Origin of the sequence: Bradyrhizobium icense (assembly GCF_001693385.1) — a bacterium.
GTDB lineage: Bacteria > Pseudomonadota > Alphaproteobacteria > Rhizobiales > Xanthobacteraceae > Bradyrhizobium > Bradyrhizobium icense.
Genome location: NZ_CP016428.1, coordinates 1338463 through 1356989, shown reverse-complemented (window position 1 = coordinate 1356989; position 18527 = coordinate 1338463). Strand labels below are relative to the sequence as shown.

Genomic DNA, 18527 nt, shown 5'->3' with positions numbered 1-18527 from the left:
TCGACTCGGTTCATGTGAGATGCCTTCCTGCCGGGTCTGTTTCGAATACGGCTTTGACGCTGCCCAGGCCGTTGATGCGGGTCTCGAAGATGTCGCCTGCGTTCACAGCGACCATCGGTCCAAGCGCACCGGAGAGCACCAAATGGCCTGCGCGGAGCGGCTGCCCCACGGCGGCCATCGTTCGGGCAAGCCAGACCACCGCATTGAGCGGATTGCCGAGGCAGGCTGCACCGGCACCGACGGACACAGGTTCACCGCGCCGCGTCATCACCATGCCGCAGAGGCGGAGGTCGACCTCGGCCAGTCTTTTCGGCGTGCTTCCGAGCACGTAGGCACCGGAAGAGGCATTGTCCGCCACGGTGTCGACGAAGCGGATGTTCCAGTTCGCAATCCGGCTGCCGACGATCTCGAGCGCGGGCAGCAAATGATCGATCGCCTGGACGACGTCGGCATGCCCGGGCTTTTCCATGTCCAGGTCGCGCCCGAGAACGAAAGCCACCTCCGCCTCGATCTTCGGCTGCTGCAGCCCTTCCATGGAAACCGGCTCGCCGTCGCCGAACCCCATGTCGTCGAACAACATGCCGAAGTCGGGCTGATTGACGCCGAGTTGCGCTTGCACCGCCTTCGCGGTCAAGCCAATCTTGCAGCCGACAATACGTGCCCCCTCCTCGCGGACTCGGTGCTCTGTATTCGTACGCTGGATCGCATAGGCGTCGGCCGCCGTTATCGATGGGAACGTCTCGCGCAGCGGAGCGATGTAGGTCCCAGTGCGGGCAGCTTCCCGCAACGAACGTGCGGCCCCGGCCGTATCGATGGTGAATGTCGCCATGGCGTTGACCTTCATGATCATCATAAGGAACGGTCGCCGAGACCCACCTTGGCGTAGATCTCGTTGACGTGACGCTTGACGGTCTCGGGAATAGAGTCGTCCTCCGCCATATGGGCCCAGCTCACCTTCGCGCGCGCGTACCGACCGATCTCTTCGTCCTGATCGCTGGTAGCGCCGCTGATCCCGTAGGCGCCGACCATCTCGGCGCCTTTGAACACCGGCGCACAGCCGCCTGAGGCGGCGACTTGGCCATTGGTAAATACCGCGGCATTCATCAGCATCTGGGGATTGCGTTCCTTGAACCACTGCTGGATGACCAGCCCGTCCGGGAAGCGCGGACTCATCGATCGAAAGGCAGCGGCGGTGAATGCCTTGGCGCGCGCGGTGTCGGGCGTGATGAATCCGGCATCGTCCATGCGCTCCAGCGCAATCAGGTGTCCCTCGGGGCCGACGATCGCGACCGAGATGGGAACGCCCATTTCAGCCGCCTTTTCGGTGACGGCCTGGATGAACGCGCGGCACTCCGCGGCTCGAAGTTTGGCCATGTGCAATCTCCTTATGTTGAACAGCTATTCGCGCTTGATGCCGGCGGACTGGATAACCTTGGCCCATTTGTCCGTTTCGCTGCGAATAAAGTGAGCGAATTCGTCCGGGGTGGACTTGACCACCGCGATGCCTTGGGCACGAAACAGCTTCTGGATATCCGGCTGGTCAACCGCTGCATGCGTCGCTGCCTGTATCTTCGCGACGACACTGGGCGGCGTGCCAACGGGCAGCAGGAAACCGAACCACACCGAGCTTTCGAAGTCCTTGAAACCGAGCTCCTGGATCGTCGGCACGTCAGGTGCCAGTTCGGTTCTCTTCGCGCCAGTCGTCGCCAGGGCCTTCAACGTGCCGGCCGCGATATGCGGCAGCACGGTGGACGCCGGCGAGAACATGACCCCTACTTGACCGCCGAGCAGGTCCGTCACGGCCGGTGTGCTGCCGCGGTACGGCACGTGCAGCATCTTGATGCCAGCCATCGCGGAGAAGAGTTCGCCGGACAAATGCGGCGACGTGCCGTAGCCCGAGGAGGCATAAGCGATCTGGCCCGGCTTCGCTTTCGCCGCATGGATCAGTTGGTCGACCGATGCAACGCCGAGCGAGGGATTTACCACCAATATGTTCGGCACGCTGCCAATCATCGTAACCGCGGCGAAATCCTTCGCCGGGTCGGGGGAGGCAGGGTCCTGAAACGCTTTGTTGATCGCGTTGGCGACGGTTCCAACGAAGATCGTGTAGCCGTCGGGGGGAGATGTCGCTACCGCCTTGGCCGCGATGCTGCTCGCGGCGCCCGGCCGGTTGTCGACAATGAAGGGCTGGCCCAGCCGTTGGGCCAACGCTTCCGCCACCGCACGGGCGGCAACATCGGCTGCGCTTCCCGCCGGAAATCCAACGATCACTTTCACCACGCGGGAGGGATAACTGTCCTGCGCGCGGGCTGTGGGCGATATGATTGCCGCCGTTGCAAGCAACATCGCTCCAAGGCACTGACGTCGATCCATGTCGTTCCCTCGTTTGATTATGCGCTGTTGTGCTCAATAGAGACGTGCGCCAGGCATGATTCAAACGAATATTTCCAATCATTTTATTAGCTAAACTCATGAATGGGGCGCTTGCGCCGACGGGAGCATTGATGGCCGAATTTTGGCGACGCAGAACTGGCAGCATGTTTATGGGCGTTGTTTAGCCATGCGTGCTGCTCACTACGTAGTTGCCGATGTCCGGGCGTCTCTCAGAATGGAGGGTGTTGGCATTGTGAGCGGTGGAGACTAGATTAATAACGGATCCGATTCCGTCAGCCAGATTTATGAACTTTGCAAATGAATGTGACAGTCCGTCAGTTGCGCGCCTTCGTCTTCGTCGCTCAGCTCAAGAGCTTCACGAAGGCGGCAGAGCGCCTGTACCTGACGCAGTCTGCCTTGAGCCTGCTAATCCGTCAGCTGGAAGACAACCTGCAAGTCCAATTGATAGAGCGATCCACTCGCAAGATCGAATTGACTGCCGCCGGGCACGAGCTCATGGGCAGCGCCGAACGACTGTTGGATGATCTCGATGCTACGCTTGCCAACGTCGCTGAACTGGGCGCAAAACAGCGCGGCAAGGTCGTCGTTGCCGCTCCCTATATTCTCGCCACCACTTTCCTCGTTGAAGTGATCGCCGAATTCAGGGCTCGCTACCCCACGATTTCGGTGCATCTGAAGGATTCATTGCCCGAACAGGTCTTGATGCTGGTCCGCAGCGGCGGAGCCGATCTCGGCATTGGCAGTTTCCGCGAGTGGGAGTCGGGACTGCAATGGACGCCGTTGTTTCAGGAGCCGCTGGTGGCGGTCTATCCGCGCGGCCACCCGATCGGAAAACTACCGCAGCTCAACTGGAGTGATCTGGCCGGCCTGCCGGTGATCTCGCTTAATCGCGACAGCATCTTCCGCGATTTGGCCGATGATGGCTTTTCCCAGGCAGGACTGATTTTGGCACCGGCCTATGAGGTCGCCTATGCAGGCACCGCGTTGGGCCTGGTCCGGGCTGGCCTCGGCATAGCCATCTTGCCTCAATGCGTTGGAATCCTGACCGACCCGACAATTCTCCTACGGCCGCTCGAAAACCCACAGATTTTACGCTCCGTTGCAGTGATCACACGAAATGGCCGATCGCTGTCCCCTGCCGCCGAGGCGTTCGTCGACATGTTGCGCAAGTCCGCGAGAGTATCAGCCAGTCTCGCGGCGCCGGAGCCGCAACCACGCCCTTCTCGCCGCGCAGCGCGAGGCCGACGTTCTCTCGACGCGACTTCTGAAGAATCGTAAAGAGCTGCGGCCAAGTCGCTCTCCACATGGAAGCCGCAGGAACAGTTCCGATTCAACAGCGTGACGGGGAAACCGTAGTTGCGCAGGTAAGCACGCAGGCGTGCTCCGTAGCTCAAGAGTCGTGACTGGCAAACAGGCCGCCGTTGGCGGCAAGCCTGGTGTGCATTTTCGATAGAGCGCGGGGTAGAACCTCCCGTTCTTTCAGGTTCAAGTCCTGCAGAATCGTTGCGCCGACCTGCGCACAATGGCGAAGCAGCAGCTTGGACGCTTGCTTTCCTTGCCGCACGCTGAACAGGAAGCGGGCAATCCGGTTGCCCGGCAGTGACGTACGCACCTCCCACAAGCCGTCGCCCAGCGCACGGCAAAGCGGCATACGGGCCCACCAGCACAATCGGATTTCAGTTCGCAGCTCGCTGGGCCACCGCACCAGAAACGCATCACTTCTTCGACCAGCTCGCAATATCCGCGCTGAACTGATAGCCGCCCTTATCGCGAAGCATTTTGACCCACACCGGATATCGACGACCAAGGTCGGCAACCGGCACACCTGCGGGTCTCCGGAACCTTGGCGTGTTTCCGGGAGTTATGAATTATGTGGTATTGCGCGATTTCGCTTTCGGCTCAACACACATATGCCGTCTGTCGTCGCAAACAGCGGCAACGCAGGAGGCTCTCATGAGTATCAAGCGAATCCTGGTTCCACTTCCCGGCTCAGCCAGTCACACCGGTCAAATTGAAACGGCCCTGTCTGCCGCGAAGGCGTTGGGGGCTCACGTCCAGGCACTGTTCATCAGTGAGCCGCCGGACACGCGTAGCGGTGTAACGCGTGGCGGCCTAAGTGCCACCGAAATGGGACGAACGGTGACCGTCGCATCGGTAAGCTGGCACGCCGAGGAACGGGAGCGAACTGCGCGGGAGGCGCGTGAGGTTTTCGCGCAGGCCTGCGCAGTAGTCGGCATCCCAATGCTCTCGGAGAATGACGAGCTCGGCAGCCCGCTCGCAGCATCCTGGCGCGAAGCTGAGGGATCGTATGCGGAAATCGCGGCGCAACGGGCCGCTGCCTTCGACCTAATGGTCGCCGCAAGCGCTACCGTTATGGAATCGCTCATGGCCATTGCCGAGCAGTCGCTGCTGCAGACCCGTCGCCCCGTGCTGTTGGCGCCGGCTCGCCCGCAGAGTGATCTGACCGACAGCGTGATGATCGCCTGGGACGAGAGCCCGGAATGCTGGCACGCGGTCTCGGCTGCCATACCGTTCATGCAACTCGCCAAATCAGTGCGGGTCATAAGCGTTGATCGGGACGCCAGCAATCGCCAAGCCTCGCAGGCGGAGGTGCTTGCCTATTTGCGCTGTCATGGCATCGATGCGACCGCGCAGGTGGTTGCACCGGAATTGCGCTCGGTGGCCGATACGCTGCTCGCGGCGGGGGCAGAGCATGAAGCCGGCCTGCTGGTCATGGGCGCCTATTCCCATAGCCGCCTGCGCGAGATGCTTCTAGGCGGGGCCACGCGCCACATCCTTAAGAACGCTTCGGCACGCCCCGTTCTCTTGGCGCACTAGCCCTCGTCAAGAGCACAATCCCAGCTTGCCGCCAAGCCAACGCTATGGCTTCACGCGCCGACGGCGGATTGGAGGCCGTGCGATGCTGCCAAACGCATCACCCTCCTCCCCATTGGCTCTCCCGAGTTTGGCACTTTTGGCAGATCGTGGTCGGTCGATTTGATCGGATGTCGGTTTGTGGGCCCAGGACGGACCCCAGGGATCGACCGCTTCGGTCCGGAAGCGCAAGTCTCAATCACAGGAACCTCGGGTGATCAGCCTCCAGAGGCACCAGAAACGCCCCTCACTCCCGCATCGACGTGCGGCCATCCCTTAGCAGCAGGGGATTGATGCTGCATTTCCTGCTCGGCCAGACCCTGCCCTTTCAATCCTAGGTTCGGCGACGGCGCATCGCCCGCCCGGAGCGGCTTCGCGAGCTGTCGAGCTTTTGATGCCCGCGTCCTTCCAGCGTAATAACCGCGCGTTCGCCTGCGTAGTAACATAGGCAGGCGCACCCTCGACGCACGCGCCGGCGGTGCGCCTCGTCAGCTAGCCGATTACGCAGAATAGCTGTTCAATCCTTCGGAGCATGCTCCTATGCCCAAAAATCCCTTTACCGATGTCTGGCAGTTCCTGACCGCAACCACCGGTGATTACCTTCGTCTGGGAAACTGGCGCTTTCTGATCCTGGCGCTGTTCTGGGCGCTGCTGCTCGCCGGCATTGCCATGGCCTTCCAGAATTGGCGGGAGGATCCGGCGCAACGCACCGGCCGACATCTTGGAATCTGGCTGGTCCGGGTTCTGATCGGCTGTATGTGGTTCGAGGGCATGTTGTGGAAACTGCCGCTACCGGCGTCCGACGGTCTGCAATACTGGACCGAACAGGAAACGACCCGTGCGGCGTTCGAGTTTCACAGCACCTTCGTGAAGGATTTCGTGTTGCCTTACATGAGCGTTTTTGGGCCAATTGTCTTTCTTGCCGAGCTGACATTCGCTGCGTCGATGATCCTCGGTCTTGCGGTGCGATTTGTCGGCGTGCTGGCCCTCGCCTATGTGCTGCAACTCTGGCTCGGCATCTATCGGCCGGGCGATCCTGCCGAGTGGCCGTGGTCATACATGTTCCTGGCCATGCTGATGTTCCTGTTCGTGCTGGAGGGCGCCGGCCGCAGTCTCGGCTTTGATGCCTGGTTGCGCCGCAACGTGCCCGCCGTGCGCGACGGGAAGGGACTTATTGGCCGGTTCTTCAACATCGCCGGTTAGTCGTTATCGTTTTGCGTAGGAGACGAGTAGATGATGGCACTGGCCCGCGCAGTGGCGCTTCTTGTGGTCCTGGGCGCAAGTTGCGGATACGCCGCTGACATTGGCTATCTGGCTCCGCCGGGTGTCCCTGCAAAGGAGTTTCCCGCACCTCAGCGCGCAGTTGCGCAGATCGTCAGCCCAACCCGTGCCTCCGAGGAGCACCGCGATTCACTGAATGAGGCCGGTGAGATCGCCCGCCTTCTTGAACTCAAGCCAGGCATGACCGTCGGCGACATTGGTGCCGGCGCTGGCTACCACACGGTCCGCCTCTCCCCTCTCGTCGGTCCCACCGGCTCCGTCATCGCCCAGGACGTCACGCGACGTTACCTGATCGCGCTCGGCAGGAGAACGCAACGCCTGAGGCTGACAAACGTCACGTTCGCGCTGGGCAAACCACACGACCCGCGCCTTCCCGCTTCCTCGCTCGACGTTGCCATCCTCGTGCACATGTATCACGAAATAGCTCAGCCCTATACCTTCCTCTACAATCTGGCGCCCGCCCTGAAGCGGGGCGCGCGGGTCGGAATTGTCGACATCGAGCGTCCGACGTCGGAGCATGGCACGCCGATCGAGCTATTGCGTTGCGAACTGACAGCCGTTGGCTATCGCGAAATCGCTACATATCAGCTCGCAGGCGATGGCGGATACCTGGCTGTGTTCTCGCCACCAGAGAATCGAAAATCTCCCCGGGATATCGTTGCTTGCGGGGATCGTGCCGGCGCCCGCTGACCGCCTGGTGGAGGCCGATGCCTATCCCAGCCAGAATGAAGAGAAGATAGCGCGATTAGTTTTGGTTTAGTCCCAGATCGATTCAAGCTAGCGGTATCAGCTATGGCCTGGAGGTTGCGGGTGTCGCAGTTCGAGCGCAAGGCGAACAAACGTCGTCGAAATGGACCAGGCCGCCTTGACGCCGGCGATGAGATTGCCGGAGACCTTCGATACGCCACCGATCCGGCGCCGCTGCCCAACGGCGATTTCCATGGCCGGAAGGCGGGCGGCCGCGACCCGCATCAGCATTTCCAGGTTCCAGCCATATGTCTCTTCCTTCATGCCGAGACGTCTGAGTTCATCCCGGCGGATGGCGCGAAATGGCGACAGGTCGGTAAAGCTCGCGCCATAGACGAGGCGCAGAAGCAGCCTGCCGACATGGGCCGCGAGGAGCTGCTGCGGTGTCAGGCTGCCTGGCTCACGTGAACCGCGAACGCGCGAGCCGAGAACGAAGACGGCCTGCCCGGCGACGATCGGCGACACCAGCTTAGAGATGAATTCCGCAGGATCGCTGCCGTCGCCATCGAGGAAGACGAGAATGTCGGCGTCATCGCGCACAGCGGCGATGCCCACCTGGATGGCGCGACCATAGCCGCGGCGCGGCTCGACAATCACGCGAGCTCCGGCGGCTTCTGCCCGCTCGGCGGTACGATCCCGCGAGCCCCCATCGACAATGACGACTTCGCTCACATTCTGCGCCAGCGCCCCGGTTACGACCTGGCCGATCGCCGCTTCCTCGTCGAGGCACGGAATGATCGCAGAAACGATGGGCGGGCGGCCCGACGCAGGCCACTTCTCGCCGATCTCGTGGGTCACCTCGTTCACAGGCTCCAGCGCAGCCCGCAATTGGCGCAGCATTCAGGTGGCTTGTCCGAAAGGAGCGCCTCACGAAAGTCCCGGTACGCGGGCCCGTTCCAGATATCCCGCAAGGACTGCTGCCCGGCATGGCCGAGCGTATAGTTGTCATAGCCATGCTGCGAAAACGGCGCGATACAGCACGGCAAGGCCCGGCCATTGGCCGTGAAATACATCAGCGACCATGGCCGCCGGCACAACGACCACGGCGAACCGTCGGCACTGCCCTTCAAACTCAACTCCGGCTCGCTCGCGGCGCCCGACGCACTGAAGGTTACGCCAAGGGACCGCGCCAGTTCCTCAGCCTGCTTCAGATAGACCGCTTCCTCCTGCGTCAGGCGTTCGAACAAGGCCTGATCCGGACGCGCCTTGCCGATGGCCGATTCAGCGAAGAACACAAGCCGTTGCAGATAGACCTCCCTGACACCGATCTCGGCTGCAACTTTCACAAATGCCGGGAGTTCCGCGACGGTCTCCTTCAGGCCAGTGAGCCACATGGAAACCAGCGGGCTGGCATGTCCTTCTCTTTCCTGCAGTTCGCGAAACGCGCGCACATTGCGGATGATGCGGCCGAAATAATCCCTGCCGCGGATTGCCTTGAAGCTCTCGCGGTTCGACGCGTCGAGCGACACACGCAGTTCATCCAGCCCGGCATCGATCAACGCACGGCCATTGCGCTCACTGAGGGCCGTGCCATTGGTATTAAACAGTACGTAGACGCCGCGGTCCTTCAGGTGTCTCACCATCCGGGGCAGGTTCGCGACCAGCATCGGCTCGCCGACGCCGTGCAGAACTGCGCGCGCAAGAGCGGGTACCTGATCGACAATCGACGTGAACAGGTCCCAGCTCATATCGGCCGGCGGTTCAAGCTCCTCATAGGTCCGAGGACAGGTGGTGCACAGCAGATTGCAGCGGTTGGTCACTTCCAGGTAAAGGCAAACCGGCGGACGCTGTGCGATCTCGGTACGCTCGGCCGTGACCGACTCGTGATAGCGGCGCGGATCGAAGGGCTGCGTACCTGTCCTTGTCGCTTCGCCGGAGAGGATCATCGCGATAACCCTTCGTCTGACATCCGCTGCATGCGGCTCCTTAAGGCGGTAAACGCCAAAGCCAGCAAAAGACCTCCGAACAGAATCGACTTGGTGACCATTCTTGGAATGTAGAAATCCCAGTCCAGTTGCTCGGACAATAACAGCGCGCCAATCGACACAACCCATGTTGGCGCTGAGCCGCACAGGGCAACGAACGGCGTGATGGCGAGAAAATACCAGGGATAGTTAGGCGACAACAACAGGAGGGCGACGAGTAACAGCATGTTGATGTCGGCAAGACGGCAGACCGTGGCGCGATCCGAGCGGCGCGCCACAGACAGCCCCTTGAACACAAGTACCAGCGCAGCCAATACGACGTAAGCGACAACATCACCTTGATGCTCGCCAAACACAACCCGCCATAGCGACAAGAGCCAAAGATCGTTGCCGGCACTGATGCCTTGTTCCGTCAGATAGCCCTTGGTCAGGAATCCGAGAACGTCCCACCCGACGGACAAATAGGGAAGATAACAGAGCGCAATGACCGCGATCACGACGAGCGGCATCTTTAAGTCCCATGGTCGCCAGATTCCGGCCAGCGCCGGCGCAACATAGGGTTTCACCAGTATCGAAAGCGCAATCACGACCGCTCCCAGGAGCGCACGGCCGGTCAAGGCGATCCATAGGCCAAGCATCATCAGCGCAACCATCAGCGCGTCCACGTGGCCGTTGTTGGCGATCTCCCACAGGGGAAGCGGATGCCAGAGATAGGCGACCACGCGCGTCACCGGGCGGTTCGTTCGCTGCAGCAAGAGCATGATCAGCGTCACGGTCACGGCTTCGCACCCGAGCAGCGCGAGACGCATCACTGTCACGTTTTCGCCTAGCCGCGTGACAAGGAGGAAGAAAAATTGCGCCACCGGCGGATAGATGGTGACGGCCGTATCGGCCCGGTTGATATGGGGGAAGATCGCCCCGTCGCGCAGAAATGCAAGCGTCTCGTCGGCCGGGAAATAGCGGAAAGGGTTGATGCCCGCGGCCTGAACCCTGCCGTCCCAGACATAGCGATAGATGTCACTGGACAGGAGCGGATCGAACAGCAGCAAATAGCCTCTCAGAATGATCGCACATCCAAACACGAGCCAGAGCGCGTGTTTCTGCGGAGCGCGCCCGGCGAGGTCCGTCGCAGCAAGCGTCAAGAGACCCGCTGGGATGGTCAGCGCGATGAAGGCATTGTCACCGAGAGTCTGGAAGGCAAAGGGCGTCACGAGGGTCATGCCGACGATGGTGACACCGATGCCAGCCAAGAGATGAAGCGGCGAAACATGCTTGGCGGCGCGCGCCAGTCGACCGGGTTGATTTGAAATGTTCCCGGCCATCAGTTCACGGGCTGGTCTGGGGCCCGGCCTTGAGAAAGGCCCGGCTCGCGGGGGCAAATCCACCTGCACGAAAGCGAGTCGAAGCGCCGGCGAGTTCCTCCTGCAGCCAACCCAAGGTCTCGATATCGTCGACGTCGTACCATTCCGGAAGCAGCATCGTGGCAAGGCCAATCTCGGCGGCTCGGTCACATGTGCTGCGGGCAACGGTTTCCGTTCCCCATGCGATGCGCGTGAATAGCCGCTGATGCGGCTGCTTCAGCCCAATGAGATAGTAGCCGCCGTCGCTCGCCGGCCCGAGCACCATCCGATCACCGGGCTCGCGCAGGGCTTCGATCGCCCGCGCAAGGAAACGAGGCGGCAAGGTGGGGCTGTCGCCATTGACGAGCAGGACGCAGTCATGTCCGGCGTCCAGGAGCGCACGCGCCGCACCGATCAGCACGTGTCCGAGATCGTCGCCGACCTGTAACAACAGTCCGAATTCTGCCGGGAGTAGCTGCCGCATGATGTCCTCGGCTCCTGCCGGGGCATAGACACCGTAGCCGCGCCTGCCGAGCGCCTCGGGCACCGCCTCGATCGCTGCGGCGACGTCGCGCAGAAAACAGGCAGACAACTCGGAAGCGGCGGTGGCACCAATGGCCGTCGCAAGCCGCGTCTTCGAGCGGCCGGGTTGCGGCGCCTTGCCAATGATTCCGATCGCTGCGCAGCTCACGGCAGCAACCGGAATCGCGGGGGATCGGCGATCGCGATCAATTGCAGCGGGTCGTCATCATTGATTGCCATTACCAGGCAGACCTCGTTACGCCCTTGCTGGTCATTGGTAGCGTTCCACTCGGCAGCGGGCAAGCGCCGCCCGCTGGGTACGGTTCGAAGAGTCGGGTGGTCGATGTAAAAAAAACTCCGAGTGACGTAACAAAACGGCTTTGAAGAACGTAGTTACCTAGCCCCGCACCTGCTGCTGGCATGGCAACAGATTGCCATGCCCAGAGCTGATCGTGTTGATCCCTTGGTGCGGCTCGCATAGCATTGGTAGCACAGAGCGGGTTCGACGTTTTCGAACCCAGTGGTCAGCTCCTGGATGTCGAGGGTCGTCATGGATCACGCGACTGCAGTTTCGAATGCCAAGGAGATCGCCGATCGCATCCTCGCGCCGGCGGCCAGGCAAAACGACAAGGAAGGGCGATTTTCGTCCGAGGCCATCGCAGCGCTCGGGCCGGCAGGATTGCTGGGGCTCATGCTGCCCGCCGAGGTAGGCGGCGCGGCCCTGGGACCGCGGACCCTCGCTTCTGTCATCACGACGTTTGCGGAAGCGGACGCGTCAGCGGCGATGGTCTATCTGATGCACGTGTGCGCTACCGCGACGATTGCGGCGGCCCGCCAAGGGGCCACCGTCGCGCCGACGCTAAGGGACATTTCGGCAGGAAGACACCTGACCACGCTGGCATTCAGCGAAGCCGGATCGCGCAGTCACTTCTGGGCGCCGGTTTCGCGAGCAGAGCGCAACGCCGCCAACGTGCATCTCACGGCGAAAAAATCATTTGTGACGAGCGCGGGTCACGCACAAAGCTACGTCGTCTCGGCGCTGTCTCCCGAAGGCAAGACTGCGACGGATTCGACGCTCTATCTCGTCGCCAGCGACACGCCCGGGCTGTCGGTCGCCGGCCCATGGGATGGTCTCGGGATGCGGGCCAATGCTTCCGCGCCGATGATCCTCGAAGATTGCGAGATTGCACCCGGCCTCCAACTGACGGATGACGGCGCTGGCTTCAAGGCGATGCTGGAGGTCGTGCTTCCGCTGTTCAACCTCGGAACCTCGGCGGTCGCGCTGGGCCTTTGCCGGGCCGCAGTCGCGGGCACAGCGTCTCATCTCAACAGCGCGCGCTTCGATCATTTGGGCCAGACCCTCGGCGAGAGCCTGCAGACGCTCCGCGCCCAACTAGCGACGATGCAGATCGACACGGACGGGCTTGCGGCGCGCATCGACGATCTCGTCGATCACCTTGAGCGTCCCCGCGATACCACCATGCTGCGCGTGCTCGAAAGCAAGGCGGCGGCAGGTGAGGTCGCCATCGCCGTCACCTCGACGGCGATGCGGGTGTGCGGAGGCGCGGCGTTCTCCAAACATCTGGCCATCGAGCGGTTGTTCCGCGATGCCCATGCCGGCGCTGTCATGGCGCCGACGGGCGATGTTCTGCGCGATTTCATCGGCAAGGCCATCTTGGGAATACCGTTGTTCTGAAACGCGGCGACGCGTTCGGAAACTTCGGCAGGCGAATTGATCGTATCTGAACTTCAAGCGCGACAGATGGAGCCATCATGACCCGGACGATCTGGTTGGGTGCGGTCGCATATGATCCAAAGGTGGTCAGTATCTGGGAGGGGATGCGGCGGTACTTTCACGAGGAAGCGCATCTCCCCGTCGAGGTGGTGCTGTTCCAGAGCTACGAGGCCCAAGTCGCGGCCCTCCTTGCCCTGCCTGGCGATGCGCTGCCGCGCATCGACATCGGATGGAATACGAACCTCGCTTTTATCCAGTCCGAGGCGTGGAGCGATCGGCGTTGCCGACCCATCGCGATGCGCGACACCGATGTGGGATGGATGACCAAGATCGTCGCGGTAACCGGTGGACCCGTCGCCAAGCTTGCCGATCTGAAGAACCGCACCCTCGCGCTCGGTAGCCGCGACAGTGGCCATGCGGCTATCCTCCCAGTGTATTTTCTCGGGCGCGACGGGATGGCTGAGGGGAAGGACTATCGAACGCTGCGCTTCAACAGCGACGTCGGCAAGCACGGTGATACCGGGACGAGCGAGTCCGAGGTGGTTCGTGCGGTGCTCGACGGCCGCGCCGATGCCGGCGCCATCGGCAGCCCCTTCTGGGATGCCGTACGCGCCCAGCGCCTGGTGCCGGAAGGTGCGCTAACGGAGATATGGAGTTCGCCGCCCTTCAACCACTGCATGTTCACAGCTCGGTCCGATCTCGACCCGGCGCTGGAGCAGCAGTTTGCCAAGGCCCTCTTCGCCATGAGCTTCGATAACCCGACCCATCGTTCCGTGCTCGAGGCGGAAGGGTTGCGCCAATGGGTCGCGCCACAGCTTGACGCATATGCGTCACTGCGGGAAGCGTCGGCGCAGCAGGGGTTTTTGCAGCGGCCGTAAAACGCACGCTCCTCGATCGCATCAGGCGCAGTTGAAAATCGTTGCCAACCGGCGCTGATGTTCAGATTCGCGATAGAAGGCGTGGCGCACGGCTGCGAAGGATTCGGCGAGCGGAAAGATTTCGCCGCTGACCAGCAGGTCGTTATCCTCGGCTCCAACAGGATGCCAGAACACGCCCTCGGCGGTAATTGTCACCTCTGGCACCAAGTCTGCCCTTGCCACAGCGACGCCCCGTGTAGCGGCGCCTCGCAGCGCAATTCGCCTGATCACCCGGTTCTCCTCGCTGACGTGATGGGCGTCAAGGAAGCTGCGAAACTCTTCGGCCTCCGCGTCGGTTGACACTGTCGCCGCCAACCGCACGCGGAATCCTTCGGCGCGGGCCCGCTCGATCCCCTTCCAGGTACGCGCCCATGTCCCCTTCCCCCGATGGCTTTCGTGGCGCTCCGGGGTTGGACTATCAAGACTGATCTGCAGGGTTACGCGCTCGCGCGGTAATGAGCGCAGCGTTTCGAGCCGACGTCCGGCAAACAGCATACCGTTGGTGAGGACCGTGGTCGGTGCCGCCGCCGCGCACGCCGCAAGGATATCGCCAATATCCGGCAGCATGAACGGCTCCCCGCCGGTGACAAAAATCTCCCTGACGCCGAGTTCCGCGGCCTCGATTGCGATCCGTCGTACCCGCTCGATACCAAGAGCACGCCGCGGAGCTTTGGGTGACGAGCGCACGCAGCAATAGTCGCAGCTCAGGTTACAATCGAAGTTGGTGTAAAGCCATAATCGAGAACCGACAGGCCGATCTTCCCCCACATTCTCGGGAGCCTCTCCGTACCGAAGCACCCATCGCGTGCGGCCGTCTTCGACTGCCGTGTCGACCAAACTGTTGCGGGTGAAGCGACACCATGCCTCGAGCTCGGGGCCGATACGTGGATCGCCGCTGATCACCGCCACCAGATCGCCCTTACGGCTACGGCGTAATGCGGCTATCAAATCCGGCAGGAGACCCGAGGCAAATGTCTTGCTGCCGGCATCGAGTTCAACGTTCGCGCTCGCCCTCATGCATAAGTCCTCAGTCCTCTGAACTATCGCACCGGCTTCGCTCCAGAAACAATCTCACCAGAACGCAACGAACACGATCAGCTTCCAACGAAAATGCAGCAAAATCAACAATCGCGTGCTTGTTCCATCCGCTCATAACGGTCTGGTTGCAGGTTCGAGTCCTGCCGGGCCCACCAGCCTTCGCTCGCGAAGCGAGTGAAGGCTGCCGCGCCGGAGCCGAAGGCGAAGCTTCCTGGCGCGCGAGCTACGGCTCGGCAAGCCAGCAAAATTCTCTCGAAAAGCGAAGCGAGCGATCCCTGCCGCTTCTCGAAGCTATGTTTGCTGGACAAGGGAATGCAACGCCTTAACTGCGGCCTCCCGGCTCTCCACAGGGACAAGCAGACTGACCGAATGCGGCGACAACACGTAACTGTCGGGGACAATCCCGTGATGTCCGAGAACCTGTAACGCCCTGAACGGCAATTCCGACGAAACGCCGCCGAAGCAGGTGAGACTGACCGAGCTTGAAGCCTCGCGCTGCTTGCGCAGATCCTGGCTTTGCTCCAGCGTGCGCAACAGGGCGTCGAGCCACTCCGAATCGCACGCCACAGTCATGCTGGTTTTTCCCGCGGTGAAGTGTGATGCCAGAAGCTGCGGCCAGGACAGGCTGTTTTGCTTGAGATGCTGCGCGAATTTCTCGAAACCGTGATTGAGATCATTGGAATCGATTTCCACATGCTCAATGCGGGCCATCGAGTTGACGGCCAGAACCTTTCCGTTTTCCATGCCTGCAACCTCTTTCATCACTTGCGTGCTGTGTTCAACGCCGCCCCACTGCGTGAGAACCAGGGGCACATCCTGACTTTGCGCCAGCTCTACGCTGCGGAAATGCAGGATCTTTGCACCCCAGAAGCACATTTCGGACAGCGATGCGAAGTCCACGCGCCGCAGGGGCTTCGCATCCGGCACGATGCGCGGATCGGCCGAACAAATTCCGTCGACCTCTTTGATGATTTCACAGCGTTCGGCCTTCAGCGCCGCGGCCATCGCAACGGCCGTGGTGTCGCTGCCGCCCCGGCCGAGCGTGGTGATTTCCCGGGTCGTCGGGTTCACGCCCTGGAATCCTGCCAGCACCACAACGCGCCCTCGATCAAGTTCCTCACGCACGCGAAGGGGACGTACGTCCAGAATGCGTGCGGAGGAATGGGAGCCGTCGGTCATCACGCCGGCTTGGCTGCCCGTGAAGCTGATCGCGGGCACGCCGAGATCGGAAAGCGCCATGCTCATCAGGGACATGCTGATGCGCTCGCCGGTCGTCAGCAGCATGTCGAGTTCACGGCGATTGGGCGTCGGGCTTACCTGGTAAGCCATCTCGATCAATTGGTCGGTGGTCCTGCCCATGGCGGAGACGATCGCCACCACACGATGACCACGGCCATGCAGGTCGGCGAGACTGCGCGCGACCGCGCGAATTTTCTCCGGTGTTTCAAGGCAGACACCGCCATATTTTTGCACGATGATGGAATGGTGGTTGTGCATCTAACCTCGGTGAGAAGCCTCGCTCGCCTCGCCCATCGAACCGATACCGCCTATCCATGTGCCGACGACATCAAAGTTCGGATTGAAGGCGACAAGGTCGGCGCGGTATCCCGGCGCGATCCGTCCAAGCTCGGACTCAAGGCCCAGAAATGCCGCCGGCGTCCGCGAGGCCATGATGAGGGCATCGACGAGGGAGATTCCGAACAGCGCAACAGCGTTGCGCACCGCCTCGATCATGGTGAGGTGAGCGCCCGCGAGCGTGCCATCGGGGCCAGTCAGGCGATTTTCGTGCAACGTGATCTGCCTTCCTTGCAGCATGAATTGCCGGTCGTTCGTGCCCGCCAGTGGCATGGCATCTGTGACCAGCATCAATCGATCGCGTCCCTTGCTGCGGAAGGCAACACGCAAACCGGCGCGGTCAACGTGGATGCCGTCGCAGATGATCCCTGCAAACAGCCGGTTATCTTCAAGCGCGGCGCCCACCAAGCCCGGCTCCCGGGCGTTCAATTGCGACATGGCATTGAACAGATGGGTCACCCCCGAGACACCGCGATCGACCGCGTGCCCGATTTCGGCGGCGGTGGCGTCGCTATGGCCGGCCGCGATACGCAATCCGGCGCCGATCAATTCATCGATCATGGACGCGGGCACGCATTCCGGGGCCAACGTCACAATGGAGCGGCCGCGGCCTCCAAAACTTTTGATCGCGGCGAGATCGCGCCGATCGGGCACGCGGATCTCGGCTTCCGGATGAATACCCTTGCGAGACCTGTTGAGGGCCGGTCCTTCCAGATGAAAGCCGAGAACGCCGGGAATCTTCAGACAAGCCTCGGCTGCTACGGCCAATCGCTCGATGACCTCGCTGCGATCGGTGATGAGGGTCGGCAAGCAGCCCGTGGTCCCCTCCTTGCGGTGCGCCTCAACGATGCGTCGAACGCCAGCCTCCGTTGGCTGGTCGTTGAGAAGAACGCCCCCGCCTCCGTTCACCTGGATGTCGATGAATCCGGGTGCAAGGATCGCGTCTGCGGGAAGGCGGATTGAGGCGCCCGCCTCCGCCTCGCCGGAGGTGATGCTTTCAATCCGCCCCTGCGAGATCCTGACCGACCGCGGCCCGCGCATCTCGGCACCATCGAAGATGTGCTGCGCGGCAATCGTCAGAGAGCAAGAACCAGCGTGGCCCATCAGCATTGATCCGAGAATGGCAGTCACGGACTCGTGAGGCGAGTCCCCGTGCAAGACTTCATATGTACACCATAGGACTTTGGGAGGACCCGGAGCGAAACCTTCGCGTTAACTTTCCATGGGAACAAAAGATACCACGTATCTCGGCATTGATGGTGGCGGAACCCGCTGCCGCGCCCGGATCGAGGACGAAAACGGCAGGGTGCTCGGTGCAGCGAGCTCGGGGCCTGCCACGACGCGGATTGGCTTCGAGAAGGCCTGGCGGTCCATCATGGAGGCCACCGAAGCGGCAGCCGCACAGGCCGGACTGACGGGCGAGGATTTCGCGCGGATGCACGCCGGAATTGGCCTTGCCGGCCTTGGTCGCCGGGGCGCGGAAGCGGCACTCAACAAGATCGCGCATCCCTTTGCGTCCGTCATCTTCATCAGCGACGGCCTGGCGGCCTGTCTCGGCGCCCATAGCGGCGCGGACGGGGCCATCGTGGTAGCCGGCACAGGCTCGGTGGGCGTCGGCCTGATCGACGGCCGTGAGATCCGTCTCGCCGGCTACGGCTTTCCCGTGTCGGACGAAGGCAGCGGTGCCGACATCGGCCTGCAGGTTGTTCGACTGGCGCTGCGGGCCGCCGATCGCCGCGGCGAGCTGACCCCATTGCTTTCAGAGGTGATGGGCGCATTCGATCATGATCCTTATCAGGCGGTGGCCTGGTCTGAAGAAGCCAGGGCCACAGACTACGCCGCGTTCGCGCCGATCGTGATGCGGCACGCCAATCAGGGCGATCCGGTCGGCCGCCGTATTGTGGAACGCGCGGCCGATGCCATTGGCGATCTGCTCGATCTGTTCCTGGCGAGAGGAATTGACCGGCTCTCGCTGGTCGGCGGGCTCGCGGACGCCATTACGCCCTGGCTGACACCTGACCTGCGTGCCCGCCTGAGGTGTCCTGACGCCGACGCGGCGGCCGGCGCGCTGCTGGTGGCGCGAGGGCGGCTCGACCTGCCCAAGAGAGAACTGCCCGAGAGAGAAGCTGACCATGAACAGGCTTCAAAGTTCCGCGTTTGATGGCGCATGGATCAACTA

General features: G+C 62.1%; 19 protein-coding genes. 8 read left to right on the top strand and 11 right to left on the bottom strand.

Annotated elements, in window-relative coordinates; translation table 11 throughout:
- Positions 1 to 10 precede the first annotated feature (10 nt).
- From mhpD to LMTR13_RS06455, 3 genes are read right to left on the bottom strand one after another with little or no spacing between them, the layout of a single operon-like run.
- On the bottom strand, positions 11 to 829 hold the full coding sequence (gene mhpD / locus LMTR13_RS06465; RefSeq protein WP_065732479.1) for a 2-keto-4-pentenoate hydratase: 819 nt from the start codon (positions 827 to 829) through the stop codon (positions 11 to 13).
- 20 nt (positions 830 to 849) lie between these two features.
- On the bottom strand, positions 850 to 1374 hold the full coding sequence (locus tag LMTR13_RS06460) for a GlcG/HbpS family heme-binding protein (protein WP_065727157.1): 525 nt from the start codon (positions 1372 to 1374) through the stop codon (positions 850 to 852).
- Positions 1375 to 1398: 24 nt separating this feature from the next.
- The gene (locus tag LMTR13_RS06455; protein WP_065727156.1) at positions 1399 to 2373 is read right to left on the bottom strand and encodes a tripartite tricarboxylate transporter substrate binding protein; all 975 of its coding nucleotides are present in this window, start codon (positions 2371 to 2373) and stop codon (positions 1399 to 1401) included.
- A gap of 318 nt (positions 2374 to 2691) precedes the next feature.
- Between LMTR13_RS06455 and LMTR13_RS06450 the strand changes: the two genes are divergently transcribed.
- Positions 2692 to 3672 carry a LysR family transcriptional regulator gene (locus LMTR13_RS06450; protein WP_065727155.1) on the top strand — a complete coding sequence of 327 codons (981 nt, stop codon included), beginning with the start codon at positions 2692 to 2694 and terminating at the stop codon, positions 3670 to 3672.
- 112 nt (positions 3673 to 3784) lie between these two features.
- Here the strand turns inward: LMTR13_RS06450 and LMTR13_RS41515 are convergent, their stop codons facing one another.
- Positions 3785 to 4045, bottom strand: coding sequence for a type II toxin-antitoxin system RelE/ParE family toxin (locus tag LMTR13_RS41515; protein ID WP_065727154.1), 261 nt, complete (start codon positions 4043 to 4045; stop codon positions 3785 to 3787).
- A gap of 302 nt (positions 4046 to 4347) precedes the next feature.
- On the opposite strand from LMTR13_RS41515, the gene LMTR13_RS38710 reads away from it, so the two are divergent.
- The 3 genes from LMTR13_RS38710 to LMTR13_RS06430 all read left to right on the top strand — a co-directional run bounded on the left by LMTR13_RS38710 (position 4348) and on the right by LMTR13_RS06430 (position 7239).
- Positions 4348 to 5232 (top strand): universal stress protein, encoded by an 885-nt coding sequence (locus LMTR13_RS38710; protein ID WP_197521019.1) that lies wholly within the window; start codon positions 4348 to 4350, stop codon positions 5230 to 5232.
- Between the two features lie 576 nt (positions 5233 to 5808).
- Positions 5809 to 6471 (top strand): DoxX family protein, encoded by a 663-nt coding sequence (locus LMTR13_RS06435; RefSeq protein ID WP_065727152.1) that lies wholly within the window; start codon positions 5809 to 5811, stop codon positions 6469 to 6471.
- 30 nt (positions 6472 to 6501) lie between these two features.
- Positions 6502 to 7239 (top strand): class I SAM-dependent methyltransferase, encoded by a 738-nt coding sequence (locus LMTR13_RS06430; RefSeq protein WP_083218794.1) that lies wholly within the window; start codon positions 6502 to 6504, stop codon positions 7237 to 7239.
- 96 nt (positions 7240 to 7335) lie between these two features.
- Here the strand turns inward: LMTR13_RS06430 and LMTR13_RS06425 are convergent, their stop codons facing one another.
- From LMTR13_RS06425 to LMTR13_RS06415, 3 genes are read right to left on the bottom strand one after another with little or no spacing between them, the layout of a single operon-like run.
- Entirely contained in the window at positions 7336 to 8136 is an 801-nt protein-coding gene (locus LMTR13_RS06425; protein WP_083218792.1) for a glycosyltransferase family 2 protein, read from the bottom strand.
- Complete coding sequence (locus tag LMTR13_RS06420) at positions 8100 to 9182, bottom strand: radical SAM/SPASM domain-containing protein (RefSeq protein WP_065727151.1); 1083 nt, start codon at positions 9180 to 9182, stop codon at positions 8100 to 8102. The genes LMTR13_RS06425 and LMTR13_RS06420 overlap by 37 nt, the downstream gene beginning before the upstream one ends.
- Positions 9179 to 10270: an MptA/MptB family glycosyltransferase gene (locus LMTR13_RS06415; RefSeq protein WP_197521018.1), complete on the bottom strand. Its 1092-nt coding sequence runs from the start codon at positions 10268 to 10270 to the stop codon at positions 9179 to 9181. The genes LMTR13_RS06420 and LMTR13_RS06415 overlap by 4 nt, the downstream gene beginning before the upstream one ends.
- 45 nt (positions 10271 to 10315) lie before the next feature.
- Between LMTR13_RS06415 and LMTR13_RS41510 the strand changes: the two genes are divergently transcribed.
- On the top strand, positions 10316 to 10528 hold the full coding sequence (locus LMTR13_RS41510; protein WP_197521017.1) for a hypothetical protein: 213 nt from the start codon (positions 10316 to 10318) through the stop codon (positions 10526 to 10528).
- Positions 10529 to 10547: 19 nt separating this feature from the next.
- Here the strand turns inward: LMTR13_RS41510 and LMTR13_RS06410 are convergent, their stop codons facing one another.
- Positions 10548 to 11252, bottom strand: a complete 705-nt coding sequence (locus LMTR13_RS06410; RefSeq protein WP_197521016.1) for a TIGR04282 family arsenosugar biosynthesis glycosyltransferase — start codon at positions 11250 to 11252, stop codon at positions 10548 to 10550.
- Between the two features lie 381 nt (positions 11253 to 11633).
- Here LMTR13_RS06410 and LMTR13_RS06405 point away from each other — a divergent pair, with 381 nt between their 5' ends.
- Entirely contained in the window at positions 11634 to 12779 is a 1146-nt protein-coding gene (locus tag LMTR13_RS06405) for an acyl-CoA dehydrogenase family protein (RefSeq protein WP_065732476.1), read from the top strand.
- A gap of 77 nt (positions 12780 to 12856) precedes the next feature.
- The gene (locus LMTR13_RS06400; protein ID WP_083218786.1) at positions 12857 to 13696 is read left to right on the top strand and encodes a phosphate/phosphite/phosphonate ABC transporter substrate-binding protein; all 840 of its coding nucleotides are present in this window, start codon (positions 12857 to 12859) and stop codon (positions 13694 to 13696) included.
- 21 nt (positions 13697 to 13717) lie between these two features.
- On the opposite strand, the gene LMTR13_RS06395 is transcribed toward LMTR13_RS06400, so the two are convergent.
- The 3 genes from LMTR13_RS06395 to nagA all read right to left on the bottom strand — a co-directional run bounded on the left by LMTR13_RS06395 (position 13718) and on the right by nagA (position 17452).
- Positions 13718 to 14752 carry an Rv1681 family radical SAM protein gene (locus LMTR13_RS06395; RefSeq protein ID WP_065727147.1) on the bottom strand — a complete coding sequence of 345 codons (1035 nt, stop codon included), beginning with the start codon at positions 14750 to 14752 and terminating at the stop codon, positions 13718 to 13720.
- 312 nt (positions 14753 to 15064) lie between these two features.
- Positions 15065 to 16270, bottom strand: coding sequence for an aspartate kinase (locus tag LMTR13_RS06390; RefSeq protein ID WP_065727146.1), 1206 nt, complete (start codon positions 16268 to 16270; stop codon positions 15065 to 15067).
- Positions 16271 to 17452, bottom strand: coding sequence for an N-acetylglucosamine-6-phosphate deacetylase (nagA, locus tag LMTR13_RS06385; RefSeq protein ID WP_065732475.1), 1182 nt, complete (start codon positions 17450 to 17452; stop codon positions 16271 to 16273).
- 118 nt (positions 17453 to 17570) lie between these two features.
- On the opposite strand from nagA, the gene LMTR13_RS06380 reads away from it, so the two are divergent.
- Positions 17571 to 18509, top strand: coding sequence for a glucosamine kinase nucleotide-binding domain-containing protein (locus tag LMTR13_RS06380; RefSeq protein ID WP_065727145.1), 939 nt, complete (start codon positions 17571 to 17573; stop codon positions 18507 to 18509).
- The last annotated feature ends 18 nt before the right edge of the window (positions 18510 to 18527 follow it).

Bases quoted from the DNA above. Each gene is read 5' to 3' on its own strand.
- LMTR13_RS06450 (WP_065727155.1), top strand. From the start codon at position 2,692: ATGAATGTGACAGTCCGTCAGTTGCGCGCCTTCGTCTTCGTCGCTCAG.
- nagA (WP_065732475.1), bottom strand. From the start codon at position 17,452: ATGGGCCACGCTGGTTCTTGCTCTCTGACGATTGCCGCGCAGCACATC.
- LMTR13_RS06425 (WP_083218792.1), bottom strand. From the start codon at position 8,136: ATGCTGCGCCAATTGCGGGCTGCGCTGGAGCCTGTGAACGAGGTGACC.
- LMTR13_RS06390 (WP_065727146.1), bottom strand. From the start codon at position 16,270: ATGCACAACCACCATTCCATCATCGTGCAAAAATATGGCGGTGTCTGC.
- LMTR13_RS06435 (WP_065727152.1), top strand. From the start codon at position 5,809: ATGCCCAAAAATCCCTTTACCGATGTCTGGCAGTTCCTGACCGCAACC.
- LMTR13_RS38710 (WP_197521019.1), top strand. From the start codon at position 4,348: ATGAGTATCAAGCGAATCCTGGTTCCACTTCCCGGCTCAGCCAGTCAC.
- LMTR13_RS06430 (WP_083218794.1), top strand. From the start codon at position 6,502: ATGATGGCACTGGCCCGCGCAGTGGCGCTTCTTGTGGTCCTGGGCGCA.
- LMTR13_RS06455 (WP_065727156.1), bottom strand. From the start codon at position 2,373: ATGGATCGACGTCAGTGCCTTGGAGCGATGTTGCTTGCAACGGCGGCA.
- mhpD (WP_065732479.1), bottom strand. From the start codon at position 829: ATGGCGACATTCACCATCGATACGGCCGGGGCCGCACGTTCGTTGCGG.
- LMTR13_RS06400 (WP_083218786.1), top strand. From the start codon at position 12,857: ATGACCCGGACGATCTGGTTGGGTGCGGTCGCATATGATCCAAAGGTG.
- LMTR13_RS41515 (WP_065727154.1), bottom strand. From the start codon at position 4,045: ATGCCGCTTTGCCGTGCGCTGGGCGACGGCTTGTGGGAGGTGCGTACG.
- LMTR13_RS06460 (WP_065727157.1), bottom strand. From the start codon at position 1,374: ATGGCCAAACTTCGAGCCGCGGAGTGCCGCGCGTTCATCCAGGCCGTC.
- LMTR13_RS06395 (WP_065727147.1), bottom strand. From the start codon at position 14,752: ATGAGGGCGAGCGCGAACGTTGAACTCGATGCCGGCAGCAAGACATTT.
- LMTR13_RS06405 (WP_065732476.1), top strand. From the start codon at position 11,634: ATGGATCACGCGACTGCAGTTTCGAATGCCAAGGAGATCGCCGATCGC.
- LMTR13_RS06380 (WP_065727145.1), top strand. From the start codon at position 17,571: ATGGGAACAAAAGATACCACGTATCTCGGCATTGATGGTGGCGGAACC.
- LMTR13_RS06420 (WP_065727151.1), bottom strand. From the start codon at position 9,182: ATGATCCTCTCCGGCGAAGCGACAAGGACAGGTACGCAGCCCTTCGAT.